Below are 21,968 nucleotides of genomic sequence, written 5' to 3' on the forward strand. Positions count from 1 at the left end.
ACCGTGCGCGACGCCATCGGCATCCTGCGTGAGTACGGCGTATCCCAGATGCGGGTGGCTGGGGCGGTGGCGGGTACGACCCGCCGGACGGCTGATCGGTCATGGGCTACCTTCCAGTGCGGACTAGCTGAACTAAGCCGCATACAGTACCTGAGCACCGAGGCCCAGGTCACAGCGATCAGCGTCGCCGGGTGCCTTCGGACAGGAAGCCCAACAGGTCGTAGCGGGTGATCACCCCGACGGGTTTGCCCTCCTCGACCACCATCAATGCGTCCCAGTCCCGCAGCGCCTTGCCGGCCGCGCTGACCGATTCCCCGGCGCCGATCAGGCGCAGTGGCGGGCTCATGTGTTGGGACACCGCGTCGGCCAGCTTGGCCCGGCCCTCGAAGACCGCCGACAGAAGTTCCCGTTCGGACACGCTGCCGGCGACTTCACCGGCCATCACCGGAGGCTCCGCCCCGACCACCGGCATCTGGGATACGCCGTACTCACGCAGGATGCCGATGGCGTCGCGCACGGTTTCCGACGGGTGGGTATGCACCAGGTCGGGCAGCGCACCGGACTTGCGGCGCAACACATCGCCGACGGTGAACTCCGTGGCCGAACCGTCCAGTGGGCTGCGCAGGAACCCGTACGACGACATCCACGCATCGTTGAAGATCTTGGCCATGTAGCCGCGACCACCGTCGGGCAGCAGCACGACGACGAGGGCGTCCGGTCCGGCCTGCTCGGCCACCTTCAGGGCCGCCACCACGGCCATCCCGCACGACCCGCCGACCAACATGGCTTCTTCGCGGGCCAGGCGCCTGGTCATGTCGAAGGAGTCCGAGTCCGATACCGCGATGATCTCGTCGGGCACCGTCGGGTCATAAGCGGCCGGCCAGAAGTCCTCTCCGACCCCCTCGACCAGGTACGGCCGGCCGGAGCCACCGGAATACACCGATCCCTCCGGGTCGGCGCCGATTACCCGGACGCGCCCGTCAGAGACCTCTTTGAGGTACCGGCCGGCACCGGTGATCGTGCCGCCGGTACCGATGCCGGCCACGAAGTGGGTGATCTTGCCGTCGGTGTCCGCCCAGATCTCCGGGCCCGTGCTCGCGTAGTGGCTGGCCGGGCCCTCCGGGTTGGAGTACTGGTCCGGCTTCCAGGCGCCCTCGATCTCACGGACCAACCTGTCGGAGACGCTGTAGTAGCTGTCCGGGTCCTCGGGCGGCACCGCCGTCGGGCACACCACGACCTCGGCCCCATAGGCGCGCAACACGTTTCGTTTGTCTTCCCCGACTTTGTCGGGGCAGACGAATACGCACTTGTACCCGCGCCGCTGCGCGACCAACGCAAGTCCCACGCCCGTGTTGCCCGACGTCGGTTCGACGATGGTCCCGCCCGGCCGCAACGCCCCGCTGGCCTCCGCGGCGTCGATCATTTTCACCGCGATCCGGTCCTTGGAGCTGCCGCCCGGGTTGAGGTATTCGACCTTTGCGGCCACGACGCCGGCCCCCTCGGGGACGACGGAATTCAGGCGAACCAGCGGCGTGCCGCCGATGAGGTCACTGAGGTGGTGGGCGATTCGCATGCGCCTATGGTCTCAGGCGGCCGCGGCCGCCGCACTCGGGTAACCCCTAGCCGGTGGCCTCGCGGATGTACTCCCCGATCTGACGCAATGAGCGGACCGCCTCCGGCACCAAGGGCCCGACGACCTGGAAGTCGTGCACCTGACCCGGCCACACCCGCACCTCCGCCGGTACACCCGCTGCCGCCAACCGCTTTGCCGCCAACTGCGCGTCGTGCAGCAACACCTCGGAGCCAGAGACGTGAATCAGCGTTCGCGGCAGCCCCGGCTCGATGTGATCCAGCGGCTCGTAAATCTCCTCGGGTTTGCCGTGCACCTTATTCTTGGCCGCACAGCTAGCAACCAATTCCCCGAGGGCATCAAAAGCCTTTGGCGGGAACATCGCGTCCGTCTTGGAATTCGGATGCGACTGCTTTTGTTCCTTTGCCAGCTGAAGCAATGGCGAGATCGCCACCAGTGCGGCGGGCTCCTCTCCCTCGCGTTGCAACCGCTGCGCCAAGGACAGTGCGAGGTAGCCGCCGGCGGAGTCGCCGGCCAGCACTATCTGGTCCGGGTCGTAGCCGAGCAGGCGCAGCCAGCGGTATCCGTCGTGACAGTCATCGAGGGCCATGCCAATGGAATGCTTGGGCATCAGGCGATAGTTGACGACCAGGATGGGCGCGTCAGCAAACTTAGACAGCGCCTCGACCAGCCGCCCATGCGAGTTTGCCCCACAGGTCAGGAACGCCCCGCCGTGTAGGTAGAGGATCACCCGGCGGGTGCCGTCCGCGGGCAGCACGCCCGCTGCACGAACCAGCTGAGCAGAGGCATTCGGCAAGTTCACCTCGGCCCTGACGGTGTTGGTCGCCGGAAGCAGGACGCGGGCGGCCTGGTCGATCAAGCCCCAGGGCCACGGAACGTGAGGAATGTAGCTGCCAACCGCCAACGCAGGCCGGATCGTCATGCGCGACGCGAGCGTAGCTAATCGACCTGCAATACTCGGTCCAGACTCGAGGACCTCGACGGGGGCACCGTCACTGATCGCGAACCTGCGGGCTTCAAGTCTACGAGCCTTGAGCGCGTCGCGCGGCCGAATGGCGACTCTGGGTGCGCCAGAAACCTCACTGGGTGCAGTCATGCTCAACACTTCCTACGCCGTTGTAGTCCGATACAGCATGTGACGAAGAAGCTGAGTAGTTGGTTCAACAACCTCGTCGACTTAGCTTGACAGCCCTTTACCCACTCAACATTCTTTTATTCACCTTCGATACCGCATCTGTTTCACACCGTAACCGGTTTGTTCCTCAGCTACCCCCGAAATCAGCACAACCGTCCTAAACTCATTCCTGTGGGCATGCACGTGCCGCGGCGCTCAACGATCGCTCTGGCCACAGCGGGCGCACTCGCCTCGACAGGCTCGGCCTATCTGGGCGCACGCAACCTGCTGGTGGGTCAGGCGATCCATGTGCGCACCGTGATACCGAAGAACTCGGAGGCGCCGCCTCGCGCGGACGGCGTATACAGCCCCGGCGGTGGGCCGGTGCAGCGTTGGCGCAGCGGGACCCCTTTCGATCTGCACCTGATGGTCTTCGGCGACTCGACGGCGACCGGTTACGGCTGCGCCACCGCCGAAGAGGTGCCGGGCGTAGTCATCGCCCGCACACTCGCCGACCAGACCGGGCTGCGGATCAGGCTGAGCACCAAGGCCATCGTCGGCGCCACGTCCAAGGGCGTACTTGGCCAAGTCGACGCCATGTTCGTGGCGGGACCACCGCCCGATGTCGCGGTGATCATGATCGGCGCCAACGACATCACTGCGCTCAACGGGATCGCACCGTCGGCGCAGCGGTTGGGTTTGTCGGTGCGCAAACTGCGCAACCGCGGTGCGGTCGTCGTCGTCGGGACCTGTCCGGACTTCGGACTCGTCACCGCGATACCGCAGCCGCTGCGCTCGGTCGCCCGCACGCGCGGTTTGCGACTTGCCCGCGCGCAGGCCGCCGCCGTCCGGGCGGCCGGCGGGGTGCCGGTTCCATTTGCTCACCTCGTGGCGCCCAAGTTCCGTGAGATGCCCGACCTGATGTTCTCCGCCGATCGCTACCATCCGTCCGCGGCTGGATACGCCGAAGCGGCCGAACAGCTGCTCGGGGCGCTGCGTGAGGCGCTGGCTGAGAAGATCGGGACTTCGCCGCCGGAATTGCCGTCTGCCGATGTGGTGGCCAACGCCCGCCGCAGTCGGCGCGCGCTGGCCGCGAAGCTGTGGCGTAGGCCCGTGGCGACGGGCGCGGCGGCCGCCGCCGCGCTGAGTTAGCCCCGCACCCGACTGCTGAACCCGCGCATCGTCAGCGGGCTAGACCGGATTGCCCACCTCCTCAGCCCGCCGTCCCGGCGCGCATCGTCACCGGGCTAGACCCGATTGCCCACCTCCTCAGCCCGCCGTCCCAGCGCGCATCGTCACCGGGCTAGACCCGATTGCCCACCTCCTCAGCCCGCCGTCCCGGCGCGCATCGTCAGCGGGCTAGATTGGGCTTCGCCACGTTCATTGGAGGAGCCCCCATGCCGGAAGCCGTCATCGTTTCAACTGCCCGCTCACCGATCGGGCGCGCCATGAAAGGTTCGCTGAAGGACATCCGGCCCGACGATCTGGCCGCCCAGATGGTGCGCGCCGCGCTCGACAAGGTGCCGGCGTTGAACCCGCACCAAATCGACGACCTGATCATGGGTTGCGGTCAGCCCGGTGGCGAGTCGGGCTTCAACATCGCCCGCGTCGTTGCGGTGGCCTTGGGCTACGACTTCCTGCCGGGCACCACGGTCAACCGGTACTGCTCGTCGTCCCTGCAAACCACGCGTATGGCCTTCCACGCCATCAAGGCCGGCGAGGGCGACGCCTTCATTTCCGCGGGTGTGGAGACGGTGTCCCGGTTCGGCAAGGGCAACGCCGACGGCTGGCCGGACACCAAGAACCCGCTGTACGACTCGGCTCAGGAACGCTCGACCGCCGCAGCCGCAGGTGCCGATGAATGGCACGACCCGCGTGCCGACGGGAACCTGCCCGACATTTACATCGCCATGGGACAGACCGCCGAGAATGTCGCGTTGCTGACTGGCATCAGCCGCGAGGACCAGGACCACTGGGGAGTGCGTAGCCAGAACCGGGCCGAGGAGGCGATCAAGAACGGGTTCTTCGAGCGCGAGATCGCTCCGGTGACCTTGCCGGATGGCAGCACCGTCACCACGGACGACGGCCCTCGGGCGGGGACGACCTACGAAAAGATCAGTGAGCTCAAGCCGGTGTTCCGGCCGAATGGCACGGTGACCGCGGGCAACGCCTGCCCCCTCAACGATGGCGCCGCCGCCGTGGTGATCACCAGCGACGCAAAGGCCAAGGCGCTCGGCCTGACTCCTCTGGCGCGCATCGTGGCCACCGGCGTCAGCGGCCTGTCTCCGGAGATCATGGGTCTGGGCCCGATCGAGGCGTCCAAGCAGGCGCTGGCCCGTGCCGGCATGTCGGTCAACGACATCGACTTGTTCGAGATCAACGAGGCTTTCGCGGTGCAGGTGCTCGGTTCGGCCCGCGAACTGGGCATCGACGAGGACAAGCTGAATGTCTCCGGCGGCGCGATCGCGCTCGGCCACCCGTTCGGTATGACGGGCGCGCGAATCACCGCCACGCTGCTGAACAACCTCACTACGCACGACAAGACGTTCGGCCTGGAGACCATGTGTGTCGGTGGCGGCCAAGGCATGGCGATGGTGATCGAGCGACTGTCCTAGTCTTCCGGCGCTCTCGGCGCTGACTCTGCGCTCACGGCGCACTTTCGGCACTGACTCTGCGCTCACGGTGCACTTTCGGCACTGACTCTGCGCTCACGGTGCAAAACTGCGAGTAGTGCACGCCGTCAGCGCAGAGTCAGTGGCTTGTCGCAGCATCCCAGGCGCGTTTGACCCGTCGGATTACCTCGCTGGGGTGATGCCTTGAGACCACTCTGATGACGGTCCAGCCGACGCTGTCGATGAACTCCTGCCGATCGACGTCCCACGCGTACTGGGCTGGGTCGGTCCAGTGCTGGACGCCGTCGTACTCGGCGGCCACCATGACGTCCTCCCAGCCCATGTCGAGGAAGTACCGGGGAAGACCGTCACCACCCAACACCGGGATCTGAGTCCGCGGTTTCGGAAAACCCGCACTGATCAGTAGCAGCCGCAACCACGTTTCTTTCGGGGACTGAGCGCCGCCGTCCACCAGGTCCAGCGCCGTGTGGAGTTGCCGCAGGCCTCGGGTGTGCCGATGCCGCGCCGCGAGTTCCAATACGTCGGAAACGTTGAAATCAGTGGCGGTGGCCAGCGCGTCAAGATCGGCCACGGCTCGACCCAACTTGCCGCGGCGGCCCAGGTCGAATGCGGTCCGTTCGGGCGTCGTCACACAGAGACCGTTCAGCGGTTGGAACTCGCTGTCTAGCAAGAGGTCAGCGCGCGACACCACGTGCGGCGGCGTGCGAGCGTTGCGCCAAATCAATTCGATAGACACGCCGGGGTCGATCCACTTCGACCCGTGCATTGCCGACGCCGCGGCACCGGCGATCACCGCCTCCCGGCGTGACCACAACCACGCCGCCGCGGTGCGTTGTTGCAGGGACGGCTCGACGCGCTTGTCCAGGTAGACATTCGGCATGATGGCGCGGTAATACTTGCGCAACTCGTGCCTGCTGAGTTCGCCCGCGGAAAGCGCTTCGCTGCCGATAAACGGATGCCTTCCGTATGCCATTGCGGCATGGTTTCAGCCCGCACCGACAGAGCCGGCTGATTCTGCGTTCAGGGCGCAAAAGTGCGAGTAACCCGCGCCATGGCCGCAGAGTCAACGCGCCGACGCCTAGGCGCGGGCGGGCAAAGGCGCCTTGGCACCAACGCGCCAGCGCAAAAGAAAAGCCGGCACGCCATAGGCGTGCCGGCTTTGCCCGTAAGGAATTAATCGTTCTGCAGATAGCTGAGCAGTCGCAGAATCTCCAGGTATAGCCAGACCAGCGTCACCGTCAGCCCTAGTGCGATGCCCCAGGCGGCTTTCTCCGGCGCTCCGGCACGGATCATCTGGTCGGCCGCGTCGAAGTCGATCAGGAAGCTGAAGGCGGCAATGCCGATGCACACCAGCGAGAAGATGATGCCGATCGGGCCGGCACTGCGCAGGCCCAGGCCCTCGCCGCCGCCGACGTGGAACAGCGCCAGCACGAAGTTGCCGAGCATCAGGACCAGCACGCCGAACATCGCGGCGACCAGCATCCGGGTGAACTTGGGGGTAACCCGGATGGCGCCCGTCTTGTAGACAACCAGCATTCCGAAGAACACACCCAACGTGCCCAGGACGGCCTCGCCGATCAGCACACCCGCATTGGCGGAGCCCACCGAGAAGTTGGCCAACAGGAACGAGATGGCACCCAGGAACAAGCCTTCAAGTGCTGCGTAGCTCAGCACGATCGCCGGGTTGTCCTGCTTGCGGCCGAACGTGGCGACCAGCACCAACGCCAGGCCGCCGAACGCACCCACCATGGTGAGCGGCATCGCGAGCTTGAGGTTCGTGGCAACCAGGAAGTAGGAAACAACGGCCGTCGTGGACAGCATGGCCAGCGTCAAGCCGGTCTTGGTTACGACGTCGTCGATGGTCAGCGGCCGCGAGACCCTGCCTTGCTGGTAGGGGGCGTAGGGGTCAGCCGGGTAGCCGGTCTGCACGCCTGTGCCGAATTGCGCATACCCGCCCGCCTGCTTAGGCAGGGAGCGAAATACGGGGTTACTTGTCTCCCGCACCGTCGGATCCTCTCTTAGATGCTGTGGTTTCGAGCTGTGCGAACAACTGCTCAACGAGCAGCATTCCGACCGAGTTCCCAGCGGAGCTGCTGTTTTCTGGGTGGTACAGCACCCTAACCTTAGCCCCGCGGGCATCGCCGAGCGAGTAACGAATTAGATTGCTCGTCAAACTCATGAGCAGCTGTGAGTCGGCATATTTACCGGATTCCGGTGAGGGGAGATGAGCGTTGACAGGGGCCGTAACAGGGGAATCCGACGAGGTCCTGACCCGCGTCGAAGGCAACGTCGGCTATGTGACCCTCAATCGCCCCAAAGCGATCAACTCGCTGAACCAGACGATGGTGGACCTGCTCAGCAGCGTCCTCGTCCGCTGGGAACGTGACGACTCGATAAACGCGGTGGTGCTCGCCGGGGCCGGGGAACGCGGCCTGTGTGCCGGCGGCGACGTGGTCGCCATCTATCACAGCGCCCGCAAAGACGGGGCCGAGGCGCGACGGTTCTGGCGCGACGAGTATCTGCTCAACGGTCGGATCGGGCGGTTCGCCAAGCCGTACGTGGCGCTGATGGACGGCATCGTGATGGGCGGCGGCGTCGGGGTCAGCGCTCACGCGAACACCCGGGTGGTGACCGACACCGCGAAGATCGCGATGCCTGAGGTCGGCATCGGATTCATCCCCGATGTCGGCGGCGCGTACCTGCTGGCCAGGACCCCGGGCAAGCTCGGCCTGCACGCCGCGCTGACCGGTGCGCCGTTCAACGGTGCGGACGCCATCGCGCTCGGGTTCGCCGACCACTACGTGCCGCACAAGGAACTCGACGCGTTCACCGCTTCAATCGCCACCGACGGCGTCGAGGGCGCGCTGGCTCGTCACGCGACCGAGCCGCCGCCGAGTGAGCTTGCGGCGCAACGCGAATGGATTGACGAGTGCTACTCGGCGGGCAGCGTGGTCGATATCGTGGCCGCGTTGCGAAGCCACAGTGCCGGCCAGGCCAACGAGGCCGCCGCCCTGATCGCTACGCGCTCCCCCATCGCGCTGTCCGTGACGTTCGAGGCGGTGCGGCGGGCCGGCGAGCTGGAAACGCTGGAAGACGTTCTGGTGCAGGATTATCGGGTGTCTTCGGCCTCGCTACGCTCGCACGACCTGGTGGAAGGTATCCGCGCGCAACTGGTCGACAAAGACCGCAACCCGAAGTGGTCGCCGGCCGACCTGGCCGAGGTCACCGTTGCGGACGTGGGCTCCTATTTCGAGCCGGTCGACGACGATCTGACGTTCTAGCGAGCCGGAAAGGCCGGAAAGGGCCGGAAAGGACAGGCATGGCATACGAAACCATCCTCGTCGAACGCGAGGAACGAGTCGGCATCATCACGCTGAACCGGCCCAAGGCACTGAACGCGCTCAACAGCCAGGTGATGAATGAAGTCACCAGCGCCGCAACCGAATTGGATGCTGACGACGGTATCGGGGCGATCATCATCACCGGTTCGGCCAAGGCGTTCGCCGCTGGAGCAGACATCAAGGAGATGGCCGAACTGTCCTTTGCCGAGGCGTTCGGCGCCGACTTCTTCGCGCCCTGGGGCAAGCTGGCCGCCGTGCGCACCCCGACTATCGCCGCCGTTGCCGGGTACGCGCTGGGCGGTGGCTGTGAGCTGGCGATGATGTGCGACCTGCTGATCGCCGCCGACACCGCCAAATTCGGCCAGCCCGAGATCAAGCTCGGCGTGATCCCAGGCATGGGCGGCTCGCAGCGGCTGACCCGGGCCATCGGCAAGGCCAAAGCGATGGACCTGATCCTGACCGGACGCACTATCGACGCCGCGGAAGCCGAACGCAGCGGCCTGGTTTCGCGCGTGGTGCCCGCCGACGATCTGCTGACCGAGGCCAAGTCGGTCGCCAACGACATCGCTCAGATGTCGCTTCCGTCGGCGCGGATGGCCAAGGAGGCCGTCAATCGCGCCTTCGAATCGACGCTGGCCGAGGGGCTGCTCTACGAACGCCGGCTCTTTCACTCGACCTTTGCCACCGACGACCAGTCCGAAGGGATGGCGGCCTTCATCGAGAAGCGGCCGCCCGATTTCAGCCACCGATGAGCGGTTCCACCACCGTCGCCACGGGCGAAGAAGCGGCCGACGACCCGGCCGCTCCGGAGAACACCCGGGCCCCTCTTTCTCGGGGACGGTGGTGGGTCCGCAATTACACCTACACCGGAACGCTGCTCGGGTTGATCTTCGTGTGGCTGTCGCTTACCCCGTCGCTGTTGCCCCGCGGGCCGCTGTTCCAGGGTGTGGTCAGCGGGTGCTCGGGGGCCATCGGTTACGGGTTGGGCGTGTTCGCCGTCTGGTTGGTCCGCTGGCTACGTTCGCGGAACTCCTCTCCCCCGGCGCCGGGCTGGGCGTGGCCACCGCTGATCGTGGTCGGGGCGATCGGGGTCGGGGTGATGTCCATCCGGTTCCATGTCTGGCAGGACGACGTGCGCGACATGATGGGTGTGGAGCACCTGAAGTGGTACGAGTACCCCTATACCGCGGCGTTGGCGATGATCGTCTTGTTCGCGCTGGTCGAGATCGGGAAGTTTGTTCGTTGGCTGGTCAATCTACTTGTGGCACAAGTAGATCGGATTGCACCCTTTCGGGTGTCGGCAGCCATCGTGGTTATCGCGCTGATGTTGCTGACCGTCAGCCTGCTCAACGGCGTGGTGCTCAAGATCGCGATGCGTTCCCTGAACGACACGTTCGCGTCGGTCAACAACGAGATGGATCCGGACATCGCGCCGCCGAAGACCAAACTGCGCTCGGGCGGCCCCGAGTCGGTGGTGTCGTGGGACTCACTGGGCCACCAGGGTCGGATCTTCGTCGCGGGCGGGCCCTCGATGAAAAGCCTGACCGCCTTTAACGGCGCCCCGGCCATGGAGCCGATCCGGGCCTATGCCGGGCTGGATTCCGCTACCGGCATCGACGCCGCGGCGGAGCTGGCCGCCCGGGAATTGCTGCGCACCGGGGGCCTGCAGCGCGCCGTTGTCGCGGTGGCAACCACCACCGGCACCGGGTGGATCAACGAGGCAGAAGCGTCGGCGCTGGAGTACATGTACAACGGCGACACCGCGATCGTCAGCATGCAGTACTCATTCCTGCCGAGCTGGTTGTCGTTCCTGGTCGACAAGGAGAACGCGCGTCATGCCGGCCAAGCCCTGTTCGAGGCGGTCGACAGGATGGTCCGGCAGATGCCGGAATTCAAACGCCCCAAACTCGTGGTGTTCGGCGAGAGCCTGGGCTCGTTCGGCGGCGAGGCGCCCTTCATGAGCCTCAACAACGTGATCGCCCGCACCGACGGCGCCCTGTTCAGCGGACCCACCTTCCAGAACACCATCTGGACCCAGCTGACGAGGACCCGTGACTCCGGGTCGCCGCAGTGGTTGCCGATCTACGACGACGGCCGCAATGTGCGGTTTGTCGCGCACTCAGACAACCTGGACCGCCCGAAACGGCCATGGGACCATCCGCGGGTGGTGTACCTGCAGCACGCGTCCGACCCGATCGCCTGGTGGACACCCGACTTGCTGTTCAGCGAACCGGATTGGCTGCGGGAGAAACGCGGATACGACGTGCTACCGGAGATGCGCTGGATTCCATTGGTCACGTTTCTGCAGGTGTCCGCCGACATGGCTGTGGCGGTCGACGTACCGGACGGTCACGGTCACCGCTACGTTGCCAACGTGGCCGACGGCTGGGCTGCGGTGCTGTCGCCGCCGGGGTGGACGCCGGCCAAGACGCAGCGGCTGCGCCCGTTGCTGCACGCGGACGTCACTTTGGAGGGTTCCTCGGGCGACAGTTCCGCCGGCGGCTAGCGGCGCGCCGGTTCCACATCGCGCAGCACACCCGCGGCAGCCAGCGCGTGGTAGCCGCCGATGACGTCGGTGGCGCGGTGCAGGCCGAGGTCCAGCAGCGCCGCCGCCGCCAAACTCGAGGTGTAGCCCTCCGAGCAGACAATCACCCACCTGACGTCGTCGTCGACGGCCTCGGGTATGCGGGCAGCACTGGTCGGGTCGCAGCGCCACTCCAGCACGTTGCGTTCGATCACCAACGCTCCCGGCACCTCGCCCTCGCGGGCGCGCTGCGCCTGCGGTCGGATGTCGACGAGCACCGCCCCACCGCGCAGGGCCTCAGGCACGTCGTCGGCGGGCAGACGGCGGTACCGGCGCCGGGCCGCTTCCAGCACTCCGTCGATACGGCTCATCAGGGTCCTTCGGGGTGGTCGGTCAGTTCGGTGCGCTGGCGACGCAACATATTGCGCTCGGTGATCTCGTAGTAGGACATTGCGGTCAACGGCGGCGAGTAGGCGTGCACGCTCAGAGTGGGTTCGATCGCCGCCTTGGGCGTCATCACCCGCACGGGAGTCTCGACAGGTCGGGGCGCCCACACCACGTCATGCACCCAGCCGAGCGGGAAGCCGGCCTGATCACCGGCGTCGAGTCGGCGGCGCCGCAGTTTCCTTCCATCCCAGCGGAATTCGCTGAGTGATCCGGACAGCACAGTCAGCGCGCCCAGTGAACCGCCGTGGTCGTGCAGCTCGGTCGGGTGACCGGGAACCCAACTGATCAGCCAGATGTCGAGCTCTTCGTCGCCGTGAATGCGAGTGAACCACCGTTCGTCGACCGGCACACCGGTTCTCGGCAGCAGGTGGTCGCACCGCCCACTCAGTACGTCGTCGGCGGCTTGGTCGGTGGCATGCAACAGATCGGGCACCCGCAACCGGGTGGGTCCCGGCGCGGGCAAGGTCAGTGTGTGAGACGCGGCATTGGAAGCGGCAAACGAAACAGCCATAACGAGAACTCCGGAGTGTGAAAGGGACAGGGCGAGCGGCGGCGTCAGGGCCGACAACACTCGCAAAGTCCGAACCACTCCTGCATGGCAGCAGTGTTGCATAGATTGGGAGCTATGCGCTTGCACCGGCCATCTGCCCGGCAACTGAGAGTGCCTACGTGGTTCCTGATCGTGCCGGTCTGTTTGTGGGCCGTCGCCGGGTGTTCGACGGGCGGCGGGGGCGGCACCGCGAGTTCCTCCTCGGCGCGTCCGTCCGGCTCCACCAGTTCGCTGCCTGCGGGCGCCATCGGGGTTTCTCCCGGTGGTATCACCACCCGTGTCGATGCGCCCGCGGAGTCGACTGAAGAGGAGTATTTCCAGGCCTGCCATGCCGCGAAGGAGTGGATGGACACCCAGGGAAGCACCGGGGAGGTGCTGATCGAGCCCTACCTGCAGATGGTCCAGGCGTCCGGAACGGGTGTTGCCGGCGCCTGGAATCATCGCTGGGCGGATCTGACGCCGGCTCGGCAGGCGGCCGTGATCGTCGCGGCGCAAGCGGCCGCCCGAGCCGAGTGCGGCTGACGGCTGCCGGCGTCTGCGCGGAATTCGGATCAGGGGTGCGCAAAAGTGTCGGCCAGCTCGCCGGACGCCGTCCCGCCAAGCAGAATGAGGGAATGTCTGGACCGACACCGCTGCGTCCGCGGGGCTCTTCGGGAACTCGCGTCGCGTTGGCCTTGGGCAGCGGCGGCGCCCGCGGTTACGCCCATATCGGCGTGATCCAGGAATTGCAGGCCCGCGGCTACGACATCGTCGGGATCGCGGGCTCGTCGATGGGTGCGCTGGTGGGCGGGGTCCAGGCGGCGGGCCGGCTCGACGAGCTGGCGGACTGGGCGAAGTCGCTGACCCAGCGCACCATTCTGCGATTGCTCGACCCGTCGTTGACCGCCGCGGGCGTCCTGCGCGCGGAGAAGATTCTGGATGCCGTCCGGGACATCCTCGGCCCGGTGACTATCGAGCAACTGGCCATCCCCTACACCGCGGTCGCCACCGACCTGCTGACCGGGAAGTCGGTGTGGTTCCAGCGGGGGCCAGTCGACGAAGCCATCCGTGCGTCGATCGCGATCCCTGGGGTGATCGCACCGCACGAGGTCGACGGACGGCTGCTTGCCGACGGCGGCATCCTGGACCCGCTACCGATGGCGCCGATCGCCGCCATCAACGCCGACCTGACCATCGCGGTGAGCCTCAACGGCAGCGAGCCCGGCGCCACCCGCGACGCCGAACCCGGAGCCACCGTCGAGTGGTTGAACCGGATGCTGCGCAGCACCACGGCGCTGTTCGACACCAACGCCGCCAAGGCCCTGCTGGACCGGCCTACGGCCCGAGCGGTTCTGGGCCGGTTCGGCGCGACCATCCCGGACCTCGAAGACGACTCGGACGCACCGAACGGCCGGGGCGACGACCTCGCCGTACCCGAGATCCCGCGCCTCGGCGGCTTCGACGTGATGAACCGGACCATCGACATCGCGCAGTCCGCCTTGGCCCGCCACATTCTGGCCGCTTATCCGCCCGACCTGCTGATCGAGGTGCCGCGCACCACCTGCCGCAGTCTGGAATTCCACCGCGCGGTCGAGGTCATCGGCACCGGCCGGACGCTGGCCGCTCGCGCTCTGGATGCGTTCGAAAGCACCGACCGCATCGACGATGCGCAACCGGCGATCGAAGGTTGATCAAAGACCGAGGAAACGTGCGACGGCCTCGGCTTCGCGGCGGCCCTGCGCGCGTCCCGCGTTAGCCGAGCCGACTCGGCACTGCGGATCCAGCGGGTTATCTCCGAAGGCCGCCAGCGAGTCTCCGTCGGCGAACACGGTGAATGTCTGGCCGGCAAAGCCGGCTATTTCGGCCGCCGGTCCCGGCCCGAACGGCGACGGCGCGTCCGCGCCGGAGGGCACCAACACCACCGCCTCGTCGCAGTCGTCCGCCACATCCACGTTGACGGTGCTCCTGACGCCGCCATCCATGTAGCGCCGACCGTCGATGGTGACCGGCGGCCACGCGCCGGGTACCGCGCAACTCGCGGCAACCGCATCCACCAGGCTGACGCCGGATTCCCGGTCGAACACCACGAATTCGCCTGTCGCGGTGTCGATTGCGGTAACCCGCAGCAGCTGGTCCGGCCATTCATGGGACGGCAGGCGCTGGGCGATCACCTCACGCCGCACGGGCTCGGCAACGGTTTCGGTGGCCAACGCCACCGAACCGATGCGTTGCAGCCGGCCCTTCGTATCCGCGGGTCCACGCAAGGCATCCAGGAATAGTTCGGTGATGCGTTCGATGTCGACGCCGGGGTTTATCTCGGCCGACGCCTCGGCCGTCTGTCGCTCGAAAAGCGCGTCCAGCGTCCAGCCGCTGCCGAGTTGCGCCGCGACCGTCGAACCCGCCGATGTACCCACCAGCACGTCCGACTGCAGCAGCCTGCGGGCGGCCTGCGGGGACTCGTCCGCGATGCCTCGCAAAACCCCTGTCTCCCAGGCAATTCCCGCTACTCCGCCGCCGGCCAGCACAAGCGCTCGTCTGGTTGTCACAACTGTTTACGTTACGGGAGGTGCCGGGTGCCCGGCATAGCGTGCTGCGCGCGAAAGACCGGCTGGCTCAGATCATCCCTGCGCACCAGCGTGCGGGGCGGGTCAGGAAGGACGACGGTGCGGGTGATGTTCAGCGCGGCGTCGACGTAAACCAGTTCGCCCGGTTCGAGCAGGCACCAGTGGGGGTCGTCGTCCATCGGTTCGGTGGCGAACACCACGGACGACCGCTCGGTCAGCACCTCGCTCTGTGCGTGGATCCGGCTGGTGGACAGATCGAAATCGGGTTCACCGTCGTGACGGCGGTCCAGCATGAACAGTTGATGGGTGTCCGGGTACCGCAGCGCCCACATCTGGGTGCCCATGCACAGCAGGATATTGAGAGCGTAGACGGGGACGTTCGCGGCGAGCCAGCTGACGGCCTCTATCAAACCGGCTGAGACGTCACCATTTTGAGCACGGATGCCGGCGGTGATCAAAGCGAACACCCGCTCGGAATCGGTCTGGCCCAACAGCAGGTCGTAGGTGCCGAGCTCGCGGAGTCGCGCGTCGACGACGTCCAGGCCCTCGATCATCCCGTTGTGCGCGAAGATTCGGCCGTCCTGCAGGAACGGGTGGGTATTGCGCACGTCGAGCGACCCCGTCGTCGCATACCGGACATGCGCGATGAACGTGGTGCCGGTCAGCTGGTGCGCCTCGAAAGCAAACCTAGCGTCCCGCCAAGCGGCGATCGGTTCCTTGTGCAGCCGCGGCCGGCCGTGTTCGTCGAACACTCCGAGCCCGGTACCGTCGGGGTTCTTGCGGCTCTGCTTCGCGAGACTGTCGGGCGCGTCCAGCAACCAGAACGTGGCGGTAACCACTTCGGTGCCGGCGTGTAGACCAAAGAGACGGCACACAGCGTTAATCGACCAGTTCCGCCGACAGCTTCTCCAGCACCACCCGCGCGTAGCCCTTCCACATTTTGCCGAACACGGGTAGCAGCGGCGCCGCGCCAGCCGACTTGGGATGCAGTGTCCAACGCCAGTTCACCCGGGTCCCGGTGCCGGCCGGCGTGAATGACCATTCCCCGTCGACCGTGCTGACCAGCGTCGACAGCGGCCCTCTGATTTCAGAGAGCGTGTAGGAGAACGACTTTGGCGGATCCACGTCGGTCAGCGTTTCGTGCACCTGGCCACCCCCGACCATGACCAGGGTGCGGGTTTGCCCGGCCGCGCCCCACGGGTCGTCCTGATCATGCACCTGCTTGATCGGCGGGATGACCCCGTACCACTGCGAACAGATCACGGGCAGTGGTGTGGCCAGCGCGCCGGAGAATGCGTTTTCGACCGAGACGGGTATCGCGCGTGATTGTTGAACTGTGACGGACCGTGCCATTTTGAATCCTTGTCAATCCTTGTCAATCCTTGTCAAGCCTTGTCAACCCTTGTCAATCCTTTCGCCCCGCGAGCAGTCGCAGGATCGCACCGATCGGCGCGCAGTAGCGCGATTCTGCGTCTGCTCGCGAGGGGGCGAGGTGCCCCGCCCGGGGTTAGTTGTGTGCCTCGGCGACATCGTAGGCACCCTCGGCGTAGCGGGACCGGATGGCCTTCTTGTCGTACTTGCCCACGCTGGTTCGCGGTATTTCGTCTGCGAATGCCCACCGTTCCGGCAACCACCACCGAACAACTTTGTCCGCCAGATACTTTCGCAGATCAGCGGCGGTGGGGTGGGTGCCTTCGCGGGGGATGACGACGGCCAGTGGCCGTTCCTGCCAGCGCTCGTCGGGAACGCCAACCACCGCAGCCTCAACCACATCCGGGTGCGCGATCAGGCAGTTCTCCAACTCGACTGACGAGATCCATTCACCGCCGGATTTGATGACGTCCTTGGCGCGGTCGGTCAGGGTGATGAAACCCCGCTCGTCGATACGGCCGACGTCGCCGGTGCGCAGCCATCCGGAGTCGAACTTGGCGTCGTCCTGCACCCGGTAGTAGGAACCGGTGATCCATGGCCCGCGCACTTCCACCTCGCCGACCGCTTTGCCGTCGTTGGGCAGCACGGCGCCGTTGTCGTCGACGATGCGGGCCTCCACGCCGCAGACCGGTTGGCCCTGGGTCGCCCGGAACGCCCAGTGCTGGTCGGACGGAATGTCCGGTGGCGGCCAGGCCATGGTGGCCAGTGGCGATGTCTCGGTCATGCCCCACAGTTGCCGGATCTGGACGTCGTGCTTGTCCTCGAAGGTACGCATCAGTGATTCCGGGACGGCCGAACCGCCGCAGGCAACCATGCGCAACGAGGACATGTCGTGGCCCGGCTCCCTTTCCAGGTGATGCATGACGTCGTTCCAAATCGTCGGCACCGCACCGGCAAGCGTGGGACGCAACGTCTCGACCATGTGGATCAGCGACGGGGCGTCGAGGTGGCGGTCCGGCAGCACCAGGTCTGCGCCGGCCATCAGCGCCGCATACGGCAATCCCCATCCGTTGGCGTGGAACATCGGCACGATCGGCAGCAACCGGTCGCTGGAGCCGACTCCGATTCCGTTGGTGGTGCAGGCGGCCATCGTGTGCAGGAAGCTCGAACGGTGGCTGTACACAACGCCTTTGGGGTTGCCGGTGGTGCCGCTCGTGTAACACATGGCCGCCGCAGCGTTTTCGTCGATTGACGGCCAGTCGAATTCGGGTGACTCGCCGTCGATTATCTCGTCGTAACGCACCACCGTCTTACCGGCTTCCTCCAGTGCCGTGAGGTCGCCTGCGCCGACCGCGATCACGGTGTGCACGGTGTCGAGATCGGCCAGCACCGGCGCCAGCTGCTTGGTAAGCGACAGGTCCACCAGCAAGACCCGGTCCTCGGCTTCGTGGGCGACGTAGGCGATCTGCTCCGCGAACAGTCGGATGTTCAGGGTGTGCAACACCGCACCCATGGACGGCACCGCCAGGTAGGCCGCCAGGTGTTCGGCGTTGTTCCACATAAAGGTGGCGACCCGTTCATCGCCGGTTATGCCGAGGCGGCGCAACGCATTTGCCAATCGGGCGGCTTGCCCACCGAGCTCGCGGTAGGTCGTGTGGCGGTATCCGTCGCCGGTGGCGGTGATCACCTCGCGGGCGCCGTGGACGCCGCACCCGTGCCGCATGATCGCGGTGATCGTCAGCGGAAATTCCTGCATCGTGCTGTACATGGGTGTACCGCCCTCACGCGTCTCGACGCAGCACCTTTCAGTCCCGTGAGGCGAATGTTAGCCCCGCGCCGCGCGATGCAGTTCATCGGGCCGCACCGGCCCGCGCTCGACTGGCGCTAGACCAAGGCGGCGTCGTATTGCAGCATGTCGGGCACGATCAGGTCCGCGGGGCGCTTGCTTTCCAGCGCGATCTGTTCGAAGCCCGTTTCGGTGTCCTCGGCGATCGGCGCCATGGTGACGGCGCCGGAGTAGTCGGCGATGTAAAGGTACCTGCCGTCGCTGCTTTCAACGACGCACGACGGTTGAGTTCCGACGTTCACCGAGTCGATGACGTCCTGGGTGAGCGTGCACAACATGGTGACGCTGTCGTCGCTGACCAGGTATGCGCGTCGGCCGTCGGCGCCGATGGTCAGCCTGGTCAGCACGCCCGTGATCTCGCCGATCTTGCGAGTGTTGGTGATCTTGTTGGTCCGGGTGTCCACCACGTCGAGCACCGCGAAGTCCGGGCCGCTGCTGGCGACGTAGACGAGGCCTCCGTTGGGGCTGATAGCGACGTCACGGACCGCCGTGCCGACGTCGATCGTGCTGATGATCCGCGGCGTCGTGTGCTGCGGGACGGCCGGCTGCCTGACCTTACGGCGCCAGCGTGCGCGTTCCGCGCGATCGGAGGTCGTCTCGGACGATTTGCCGGTCTCGATCACGACCAACTGGCCGCCGGCGGGGCCGTTGACCCCGACGTACACACGACCTCCGTCGGGACTGACGCGAACGCACTCGGTGGTGGTCCCTGGGGTGTTGGCGATACCTATCACCTCGAACCGCTCGGTCGCGGTGTCCATGACGGCGAGGTCGGCACCGTGGGCACCGTTACGGCTGGCGTAGACGTGCTTGCCGTCGGCGCTCACCGTCAGGTCACTGATGCTCAGCGCCACCGCGTGGGACCCGACGACGGAGTTGGTGGTGAGGTCGACAACCTGGATGACGTCGTAAGCAGGGGTCACGGTGGTGACGTAGGCGCGGTTGGCGGTCTCGTCGATGCCGATCGCGAACGGTTCGTCCAATCCGGCGATAGTCTCGATCTCCCGGCAGGTGCGGGTGTCGATGAGCGAGACGCTGTCGCCGCCGTAGTTGGTGACCAGCAGCCGACGGCCGTCACGAGCGGCAGCGATGCCACTGATGGCGCCTTTGCCGACGGTGATCTGGACTGCGACCGCATGCTCGAGGACGTTTGGTTCCCGGCCGTTCACATCGTGTACGAGGCTCATACTTGCACCACCTTTGTTGTTTCGGCAGGTCACCGGACCGGCAGACCGCACCCGGCTAAAGCGCGCAACAGCGACTACGGCTGTTTTGACCCGCGTTTTGTGACAATTTTAGCGGCACTATTTCGACCCGAAAGATTTCAATTTGGTTGTTGTTACCCACATCACTATGCACACTTATTCTGCACTCAGGAATCGCGTGATACATATCTGAACGTTTGCAATTTGGCGAACTATCACTTGTCGTTTCAACAGTGGTTTTGGTGACACAGCTAATACACGCAGATGCTGCCGGTGGGGCGCGAATAAGAAACTCTTATTCTTTACCCGAGTAACGAGGTATATGTCACAGCGCGCCGCCGGCGTGTCGCGGCTAAGTCCGGTCAGCTTTTAGCCGCGTTAGTCTCCAGAATGCTGGTGTCTGCACCCAATAATGCCTGGCTGAGCACGCGAAGGACGTTCTGGTCGGCGGGCGAGTAGTAGACGAAGGTTCCTTCCCGGCGGGTCTTGACCAGCCCGGCGAGCCGGAGCTTCGCCAGGTGCTGACTGACACCGGTGGGCGGAACATTGGCCAACTCGGCCAGGCAAGCCACCGACGTCTCGCCATGCAGCAGCGCCCACAGCAGCCTGACCCGAGTCGGGTCGCTCAACATGCGAAATATGTCCGCAGCACGGGTCACCTGCTCCTCGGAGGGCATCGAGAAGTCGGCGATCGACGAATGCACGCCGTCAACGATACCGGTGGCATGTGCACTCAGACAGCTATTTGCAAAGCCACCTGCATAGCTACACACATACGCAGTTATATTAACCGGATGGCATCAGGTCGAATCGGAGGCACCGCGCGGCGCAATGCCAAGCCGATCGCCTTCCAGCAGGCTCCGCCACTCAGCGCCTGGTCACTCTCCGAAGTCCGCTGCGCGCTCAGTGCCGGCGGACTTTTCGGCCTCGGCGCGGTGGCCCATAGCCTCGGCGGGCCGGCCTGGCTCTATGGGGCGTTGTACCTGACCTGCTACGTGGCGGGGGGCAGGCAGCCGGCGACGGACGGCCTGAAAGCGTTGCGACACAAGGTACTTGACGTCGACCTGCTTATGGTTTTCGCGGCGCTCGCCGCCGCCGCCATCGGTCAGATCTTTGACGGGGCATTGCTCATCGTCATCTTTGCCACCTCCGGAGCCTTGGAAGCCCTGGCTACGAAACGGACCGAGGACTCCGTGCGCGGATTGTTAAGCCTGGCCCCCGATACGGCCACACGGATCACCGAGTCCGGCGACGAAGAATTTGTCGACACCGCGGTGCTGGACGTCGGCGACGTGTTGCTGATTCGACCCGGCGAACGAATCGGTGGCGATGGGGTGGTGTTCGATGGCGCCAGCGAAGTCGACCAGGCCAGCATCACCGGCGAACCCCTGCCTGTCGACAAAACCGTCGGTGACGAAGTTTTCGCCGGCACGATCAATGGCACAGGAACATTGCGAGTCCGCGTGCAGCGCCCGAGCGCCGACACGGTCATCAGCCGCATCGCGGGCATGGTGGTCGAGGCCAGCGCCAGCAAAGCTCGTACCCAGCTGTTCATTGAGAGGGTCGAACAGCGTTACTCGGTGCTCATGGTGGCCGCGACCGTCGGTTTGCTATCGATCCCGCTGCTGCTGGGTGCGGACCTGCGTGCTGCGCTGCTTAGTGCCATGACCTTCATGATCGTTGCCTCCCCCTGCGCGCTCGTGTTGTCCACCATGCCGCCGCTGTTGGCGGCGATCGCCAACGCCGGCCGCCACGGTGTACTCGTCAAATCGGCGGTGGTGCTGGAAAAGATCGCTGCCGTAAACCGCGTCGCACTCGACAAGACCGGCACCCTGACCTGGGGAACACCAACACTCATCGGAATCCACCCATTGCCGGTGGCGAGATTCGGCGACAGCGATTTGCTGGTGTTGGCCGCCTCCGCGGAGCGTCCGTCCGAGCACCCCCTGGCGCGCGCCATCGTGGCAGCCGCGCGACGGGCTGACCTCCCGCTCCGGCCAGTGGCGGCGTTCACGTACGCGCCCGGACGCGGCATTCGCGCCCGGGTCGAAGATGAAGTCGTGGAGGTCGGCAGCCCGGTGTTACTCGCCGACGCCGGTGACTTCGCGGCCCAGCACACGGTACGTGTCTGCGAATCGGCCGGCAGCACGGCGGTGATCGTGCGCGTCAACGGTGTCACTGCGGGGGTGCTCGAGCTGAGCGATCATCCGCGTGACGGAGCCGCCGGGGCTGTTGCACGGCTCGAAACACTCACCGGAGCAACGCTATTACTGCTCACCGGCGACAATCCGCGCGCCGCCGGGCGTCTCGCGGCCGACGTGGGGATCACCCACGTGCTCGCGTCCCTGCTCCCCGAGGACAAGATGCGCATCGTGCGCCGCCTGGAAGCAGACGGAGCCAGGGTCATGTTCGTCGGGGACGGCGTCAACGACGCGCCGGCAATGTCGGCCGCCCAGGTTGCGGTCGCGATGGGTCGCACCGGATCCGATCTAGCGTTAGAGATCGCCGACGTCGTGATCACTCGGGACGATCTGGCCGCACTGCCCGCGATCGTGGCCCTGGCCCGCCGGGCGCGCCGCGTGGTGAACGCGAACCTGGTGATCGCCGCCACGTTCATCGTCGTGCTCGTCGTTTTGGACCTGCTCGGACACCTGCCCCTGCCCCTCGGCGTCGCAGGCCACGAAGGGTCCACGGTCCTGGTCGGGCTCAACGGATTACGACTACTGCGCGACCGCGCCTGGGCCGGCGTCAGCTGAAGTGGGTGCTTGGCCGAGACAGGGCACGACCGTCAACCACGATGTCG

The 21,968-nt window shown here is 66.0% G+C and carries 19 protein-coding genes and 2 pseudogenes; 9 read left to right on the forward strand and 12 right to left on the reverse strand.

Annotated elements, in window-relative coordinates; translation table 11 throughout:
- A pseudogene (locus A5636_RS27830) lies at nt 1-66 on the forward strand (hypothetical protein); the annotation flags it as partial.
- A gap of 112 nt (nt 67-178) precedes the next feature.
- On the opposite strand, the gene A5636_RS07220 reads toward A5636_RS27830, so the two are convergent.
- Nucleotides 179-1,573 (reverse strand): cystathionine beta-synthase, encoded by a 1,395-nt coding sequence (locus tag A5636_RS07220; RefSeq protein WP_065158012.1) that lies wholly within the window; start codon nt 1,571-1,573, stop codon nt 179-181.
- Between the two features lie 46 nt (nt 1,574-1,619).
- Nucleotides 1,620-2,687, reverse strand: a complete 1,068-nt coding sequence (locus tag A5636_RS07225) for an alpha/beta hydrolase (protein ID WP_065158013.1) — start codon at nt 2,685-2,687, stop codon at nt 1,620-1,622.
- Between the two features lie 222 nt (nt 2,688-2,909).
- Here A5636_RS07225 and A5636_RS07230 point away from each other — a divergent pair.
- A pseudogene (locus A5636_RS07230) lies at nt 2,910-3,723 on the forward strand (SGNH/GDSL hydrolase family protein); the annotation flags it as partial.
- 379 nt (nt 3,724-4,102) lie between these two features.
- On the forward strand, nt 4,103-5,320 hold the full coding sequence (locus A5636_RS07235) for an acetyl-CoA C-acetyltransferase (protein WP_065158015.1): 1,218 nt from the start codon (nt 4,103-4,105) through the stop codon (nt 5,318-5,320).
- Nucleotides 5,321-5,456: 136 nt separating this feature from the next.
- Here A5636_RS07235 and A5636_RS07240 read toward each other — a convergent pair whose 3' ends face one another.
- Both A5636_RS07240 and A5636_RS07245 read right to left on the reverse strand, forming a co-directional pair.
- A complete protein-coding gene (locus tag A5636_RS07240) occupies nt 5,457-6,311 on the reverse strand; it encodes a hypothetical protein (RefSeq protein WP_065158016.1) in 855 nt (284 codons plus the stop codon).
- A 200-nt stretch (nt 6,312-6,511) separates the two neighbouring features.
- Nucleotides 6,512-7,342, reverse strand: a complete 831-nt coding sequence (locus tag A5636_RS07245) for a Bax inhibitor-1/YccA family protein (protein ID WP_065158017.1) — start codon at nt 7,340-7,342, stop codon at nt 6,512-6,514.
- A gap of 227 nt (nt 7,343-7,569) precedes the next feature.
- Between A5636_RS07245 and A5636_RS07250 the strand changes: the two genes are divergently transcribed.
- From A5636_RS07250 to A5636_RS07260, 3 genes are read left to right on the forward strand one after another with little or no spacing between them, the layout of a single operon-like run.
- The gene (locus tag A5636_RS07250) at nt 7,570-8,619 is read left to right on the forward strand and encodes an enoyl-CoA hydratase/isomerase family protein (RefSeq protein ID WP_065158018.1); all 1,050 of its coding nucleotides are present in this window, start codon (nt 7,570-7,572) and stop codon (nt 8,617-8,619) included.
- Between the two features lie 38 nt (nt 8,620-8,657).
- The gene (locus A5636_RS07255) at nt 8,658-9,431 is read left to right on the forward strand and encodes an enoyl-CoA hydratase (protein ID WP_065158019.1); all 774 of its coding nucleotides are present in this window, start codon (nt 8,658-8,660) and stop codon (nt 9,429-9,431) included.
- Nucleotides 9,428-11,185, forward strand: a complete 1,758-nt coding sequence (locus A5636_RS07260) for an alpha/beta hydrolase (RefSeq protein WP_065158020.1) — start codon at nt 9,428-9,430, stop codon at nt 11,183-11,185. Before A5636_RS07255 ends, A5636_RS07260 begins: the two co-directional genes overlap by 4 nt.
- Here the strand turns inward: A5636_RS07260 and A5636_RS07265 are convergent.
- Both A5636_RS07265 and A5636_RS07270 read right to left on the reverse strand, forming a co-directional pair.
- The gene (locus A5636_RS07265) at nt 11,182-11,574 is read right to left on the reverse strand and encodes a rhodanese-like domain-containing protein (RefSeq protein ID WP_065158021.1); all 393 of its coding nucleotides are present in this window, start codon (nt 11,572-11,574) and stop codon (nt 11,182-11,184) included. The two genes, A5636_RS07260 and A5636_RS07265, sit on opposite strands and share 4 nt — an antisense overlap.
- Nucleotides 11,574-12,161, reverse strand: coding sequence for a cysteine dioxygenase (locus A5636_RS07270; protein WP_081287654.1), 588 nt, complete (start codon nt 12,159-12,161; stop codon nt 11,574-11,576). The genes A5636_RS07265 and A5636_RS07270 overlap by 1 nt, the downstream gene beginning before the upstream one ends.
- Nucleotides 12,162-12,275: 114 nt before the next feature.
- Between A5636_RS07270 and A5636_RS07275 the strand changes: the two genes are divergently transcribed.
- Both A5636_RS07275 and A5636_RS07280 read left to right on the forward strand, forming a co-directional pair.
- Entirely contained in the window at nt 12,276-12,722 is a 447-nt protein-coding gene (locus A5636_RS07275) for a lipoprotein LpqV (protein WP_172827174.1), read from the forward strand.
- Nucleotides 12,723-12,814: 92 nt separating this feature from the next.
- Complete coding sequence (locus A5636_RS07280; RefSeq protein ID WP_065158031.1) at nt 12,815-13,870, forward strand: patatin-like phospholipase family protein; 1,056 nt, start codon at nt 12,815-12,817, stop codon at nt 13,868-13,870.
- On the opposite strand, the gene A5636_RS07285 is transcribed toward A5636_RS07280, so the two are convergent.
- From A5636_RS07285 to A5636_RS07310, 6 genes are all read right to left on the reverse strand, one after another.
- Nucleotides 13,871-14,725 (reverse strand): patatin-like phospholipase family protein, encoded by an 855-nt coding sequence (locus A5636_RS07285; protein WP_065158022.1) that lies wholly within the window; start codon nt 14,723-14,725, stop codon nt 13,871-13,873.
- Nucleotides 14,726-14,736: 11 nt separating this feature from the next.
- Complete coding sequence (locus A5636_RS07290) at nt 14,737-15,618, reverse strand: class II glutamine amidotransferase (protein ID WP_065158023.1); 882 nt, start codon at nt 15,616-15,618, stop codon at nt 14,737-14,739.
- Nucleotides 15,619-15,622: 4 nt separating this feature from the next.
- The gene (locus tag A5636_RS07295; protein ID WP_065158024.1) at nt 15,623-16,096 is read right to left on the reverse strand and encodes an SRPBCC family protein; all 474 of its coding nucleotides are present in this window, start codon (nt 16,094-16,096) and stop codon (nt 15,623-15,625) included.
- A gap of 154 nt (nt 16,097-16,250) precedes the next feature.
- The gene (locus A5636_RS07300; RefSeq protein WP_065158025.1) at nt 16,251-17,882 is read right to left on the reverse strand and encodes a long-chain fatty acid--CoA ligase; all 1,632 of its coding nucleotides are present in this window, start codon (nt 17,880-17,882) and stop codon (nt 16,251-16,253) included.
- Nucleotides 17,883-17,998: 116 nt separating this feature from the next.
- Nucleotides 17,999-19,147, reverse strand: a complete 1,149-nt coding sequence (locus tag A5636_RS07305; protein WP_065158026.1) for a YncE family protein — start codon at nt 19,145-19,147, stop codon at nt 17,999-18,001.
- Between the two features lie 380 nt (nt 19,148-19,527).
- Nucleotides 19,528-19,869, reverse strand: coding sequence for an ArsR/SmtB family transcription factor (locus A5636_RS07310; protein ID WP_065158027.1), 342 nt, complete (start codon nt 19,867-19,869; stop codon nt 19,528-19,530).
- Nucleotides 19,870-19,959: 90 nt separating this feature from the next.
- Between A5636_RS07310 and A5636_RS07315 the strand changes: the two genes are divergently transcribed.
- Nucleotides 19,960-21,921, forward strand: coding sequence for a heavy metal translocating P-type ATPase (locus A5636_RS07315; protein ID WP_065158028.1), 1,962 nt, complete (start codon nt 19,960-19,962; stop codon nt 21,919-21,921).
- The last annotated feature ends 47 nt before the right edge of the window (nt 21,922-21,968 follow it).

Source organism: Mycobacterium asiaticum (assembly GCF_001673315.1).
Taxonomy (GTDB): Bacteria; Actinomycetota; Actinomycetes; order Mycobacteriales; family Mycobacteriaceae; genus Mycobacterium; species Mycobacterium asiaticum_B.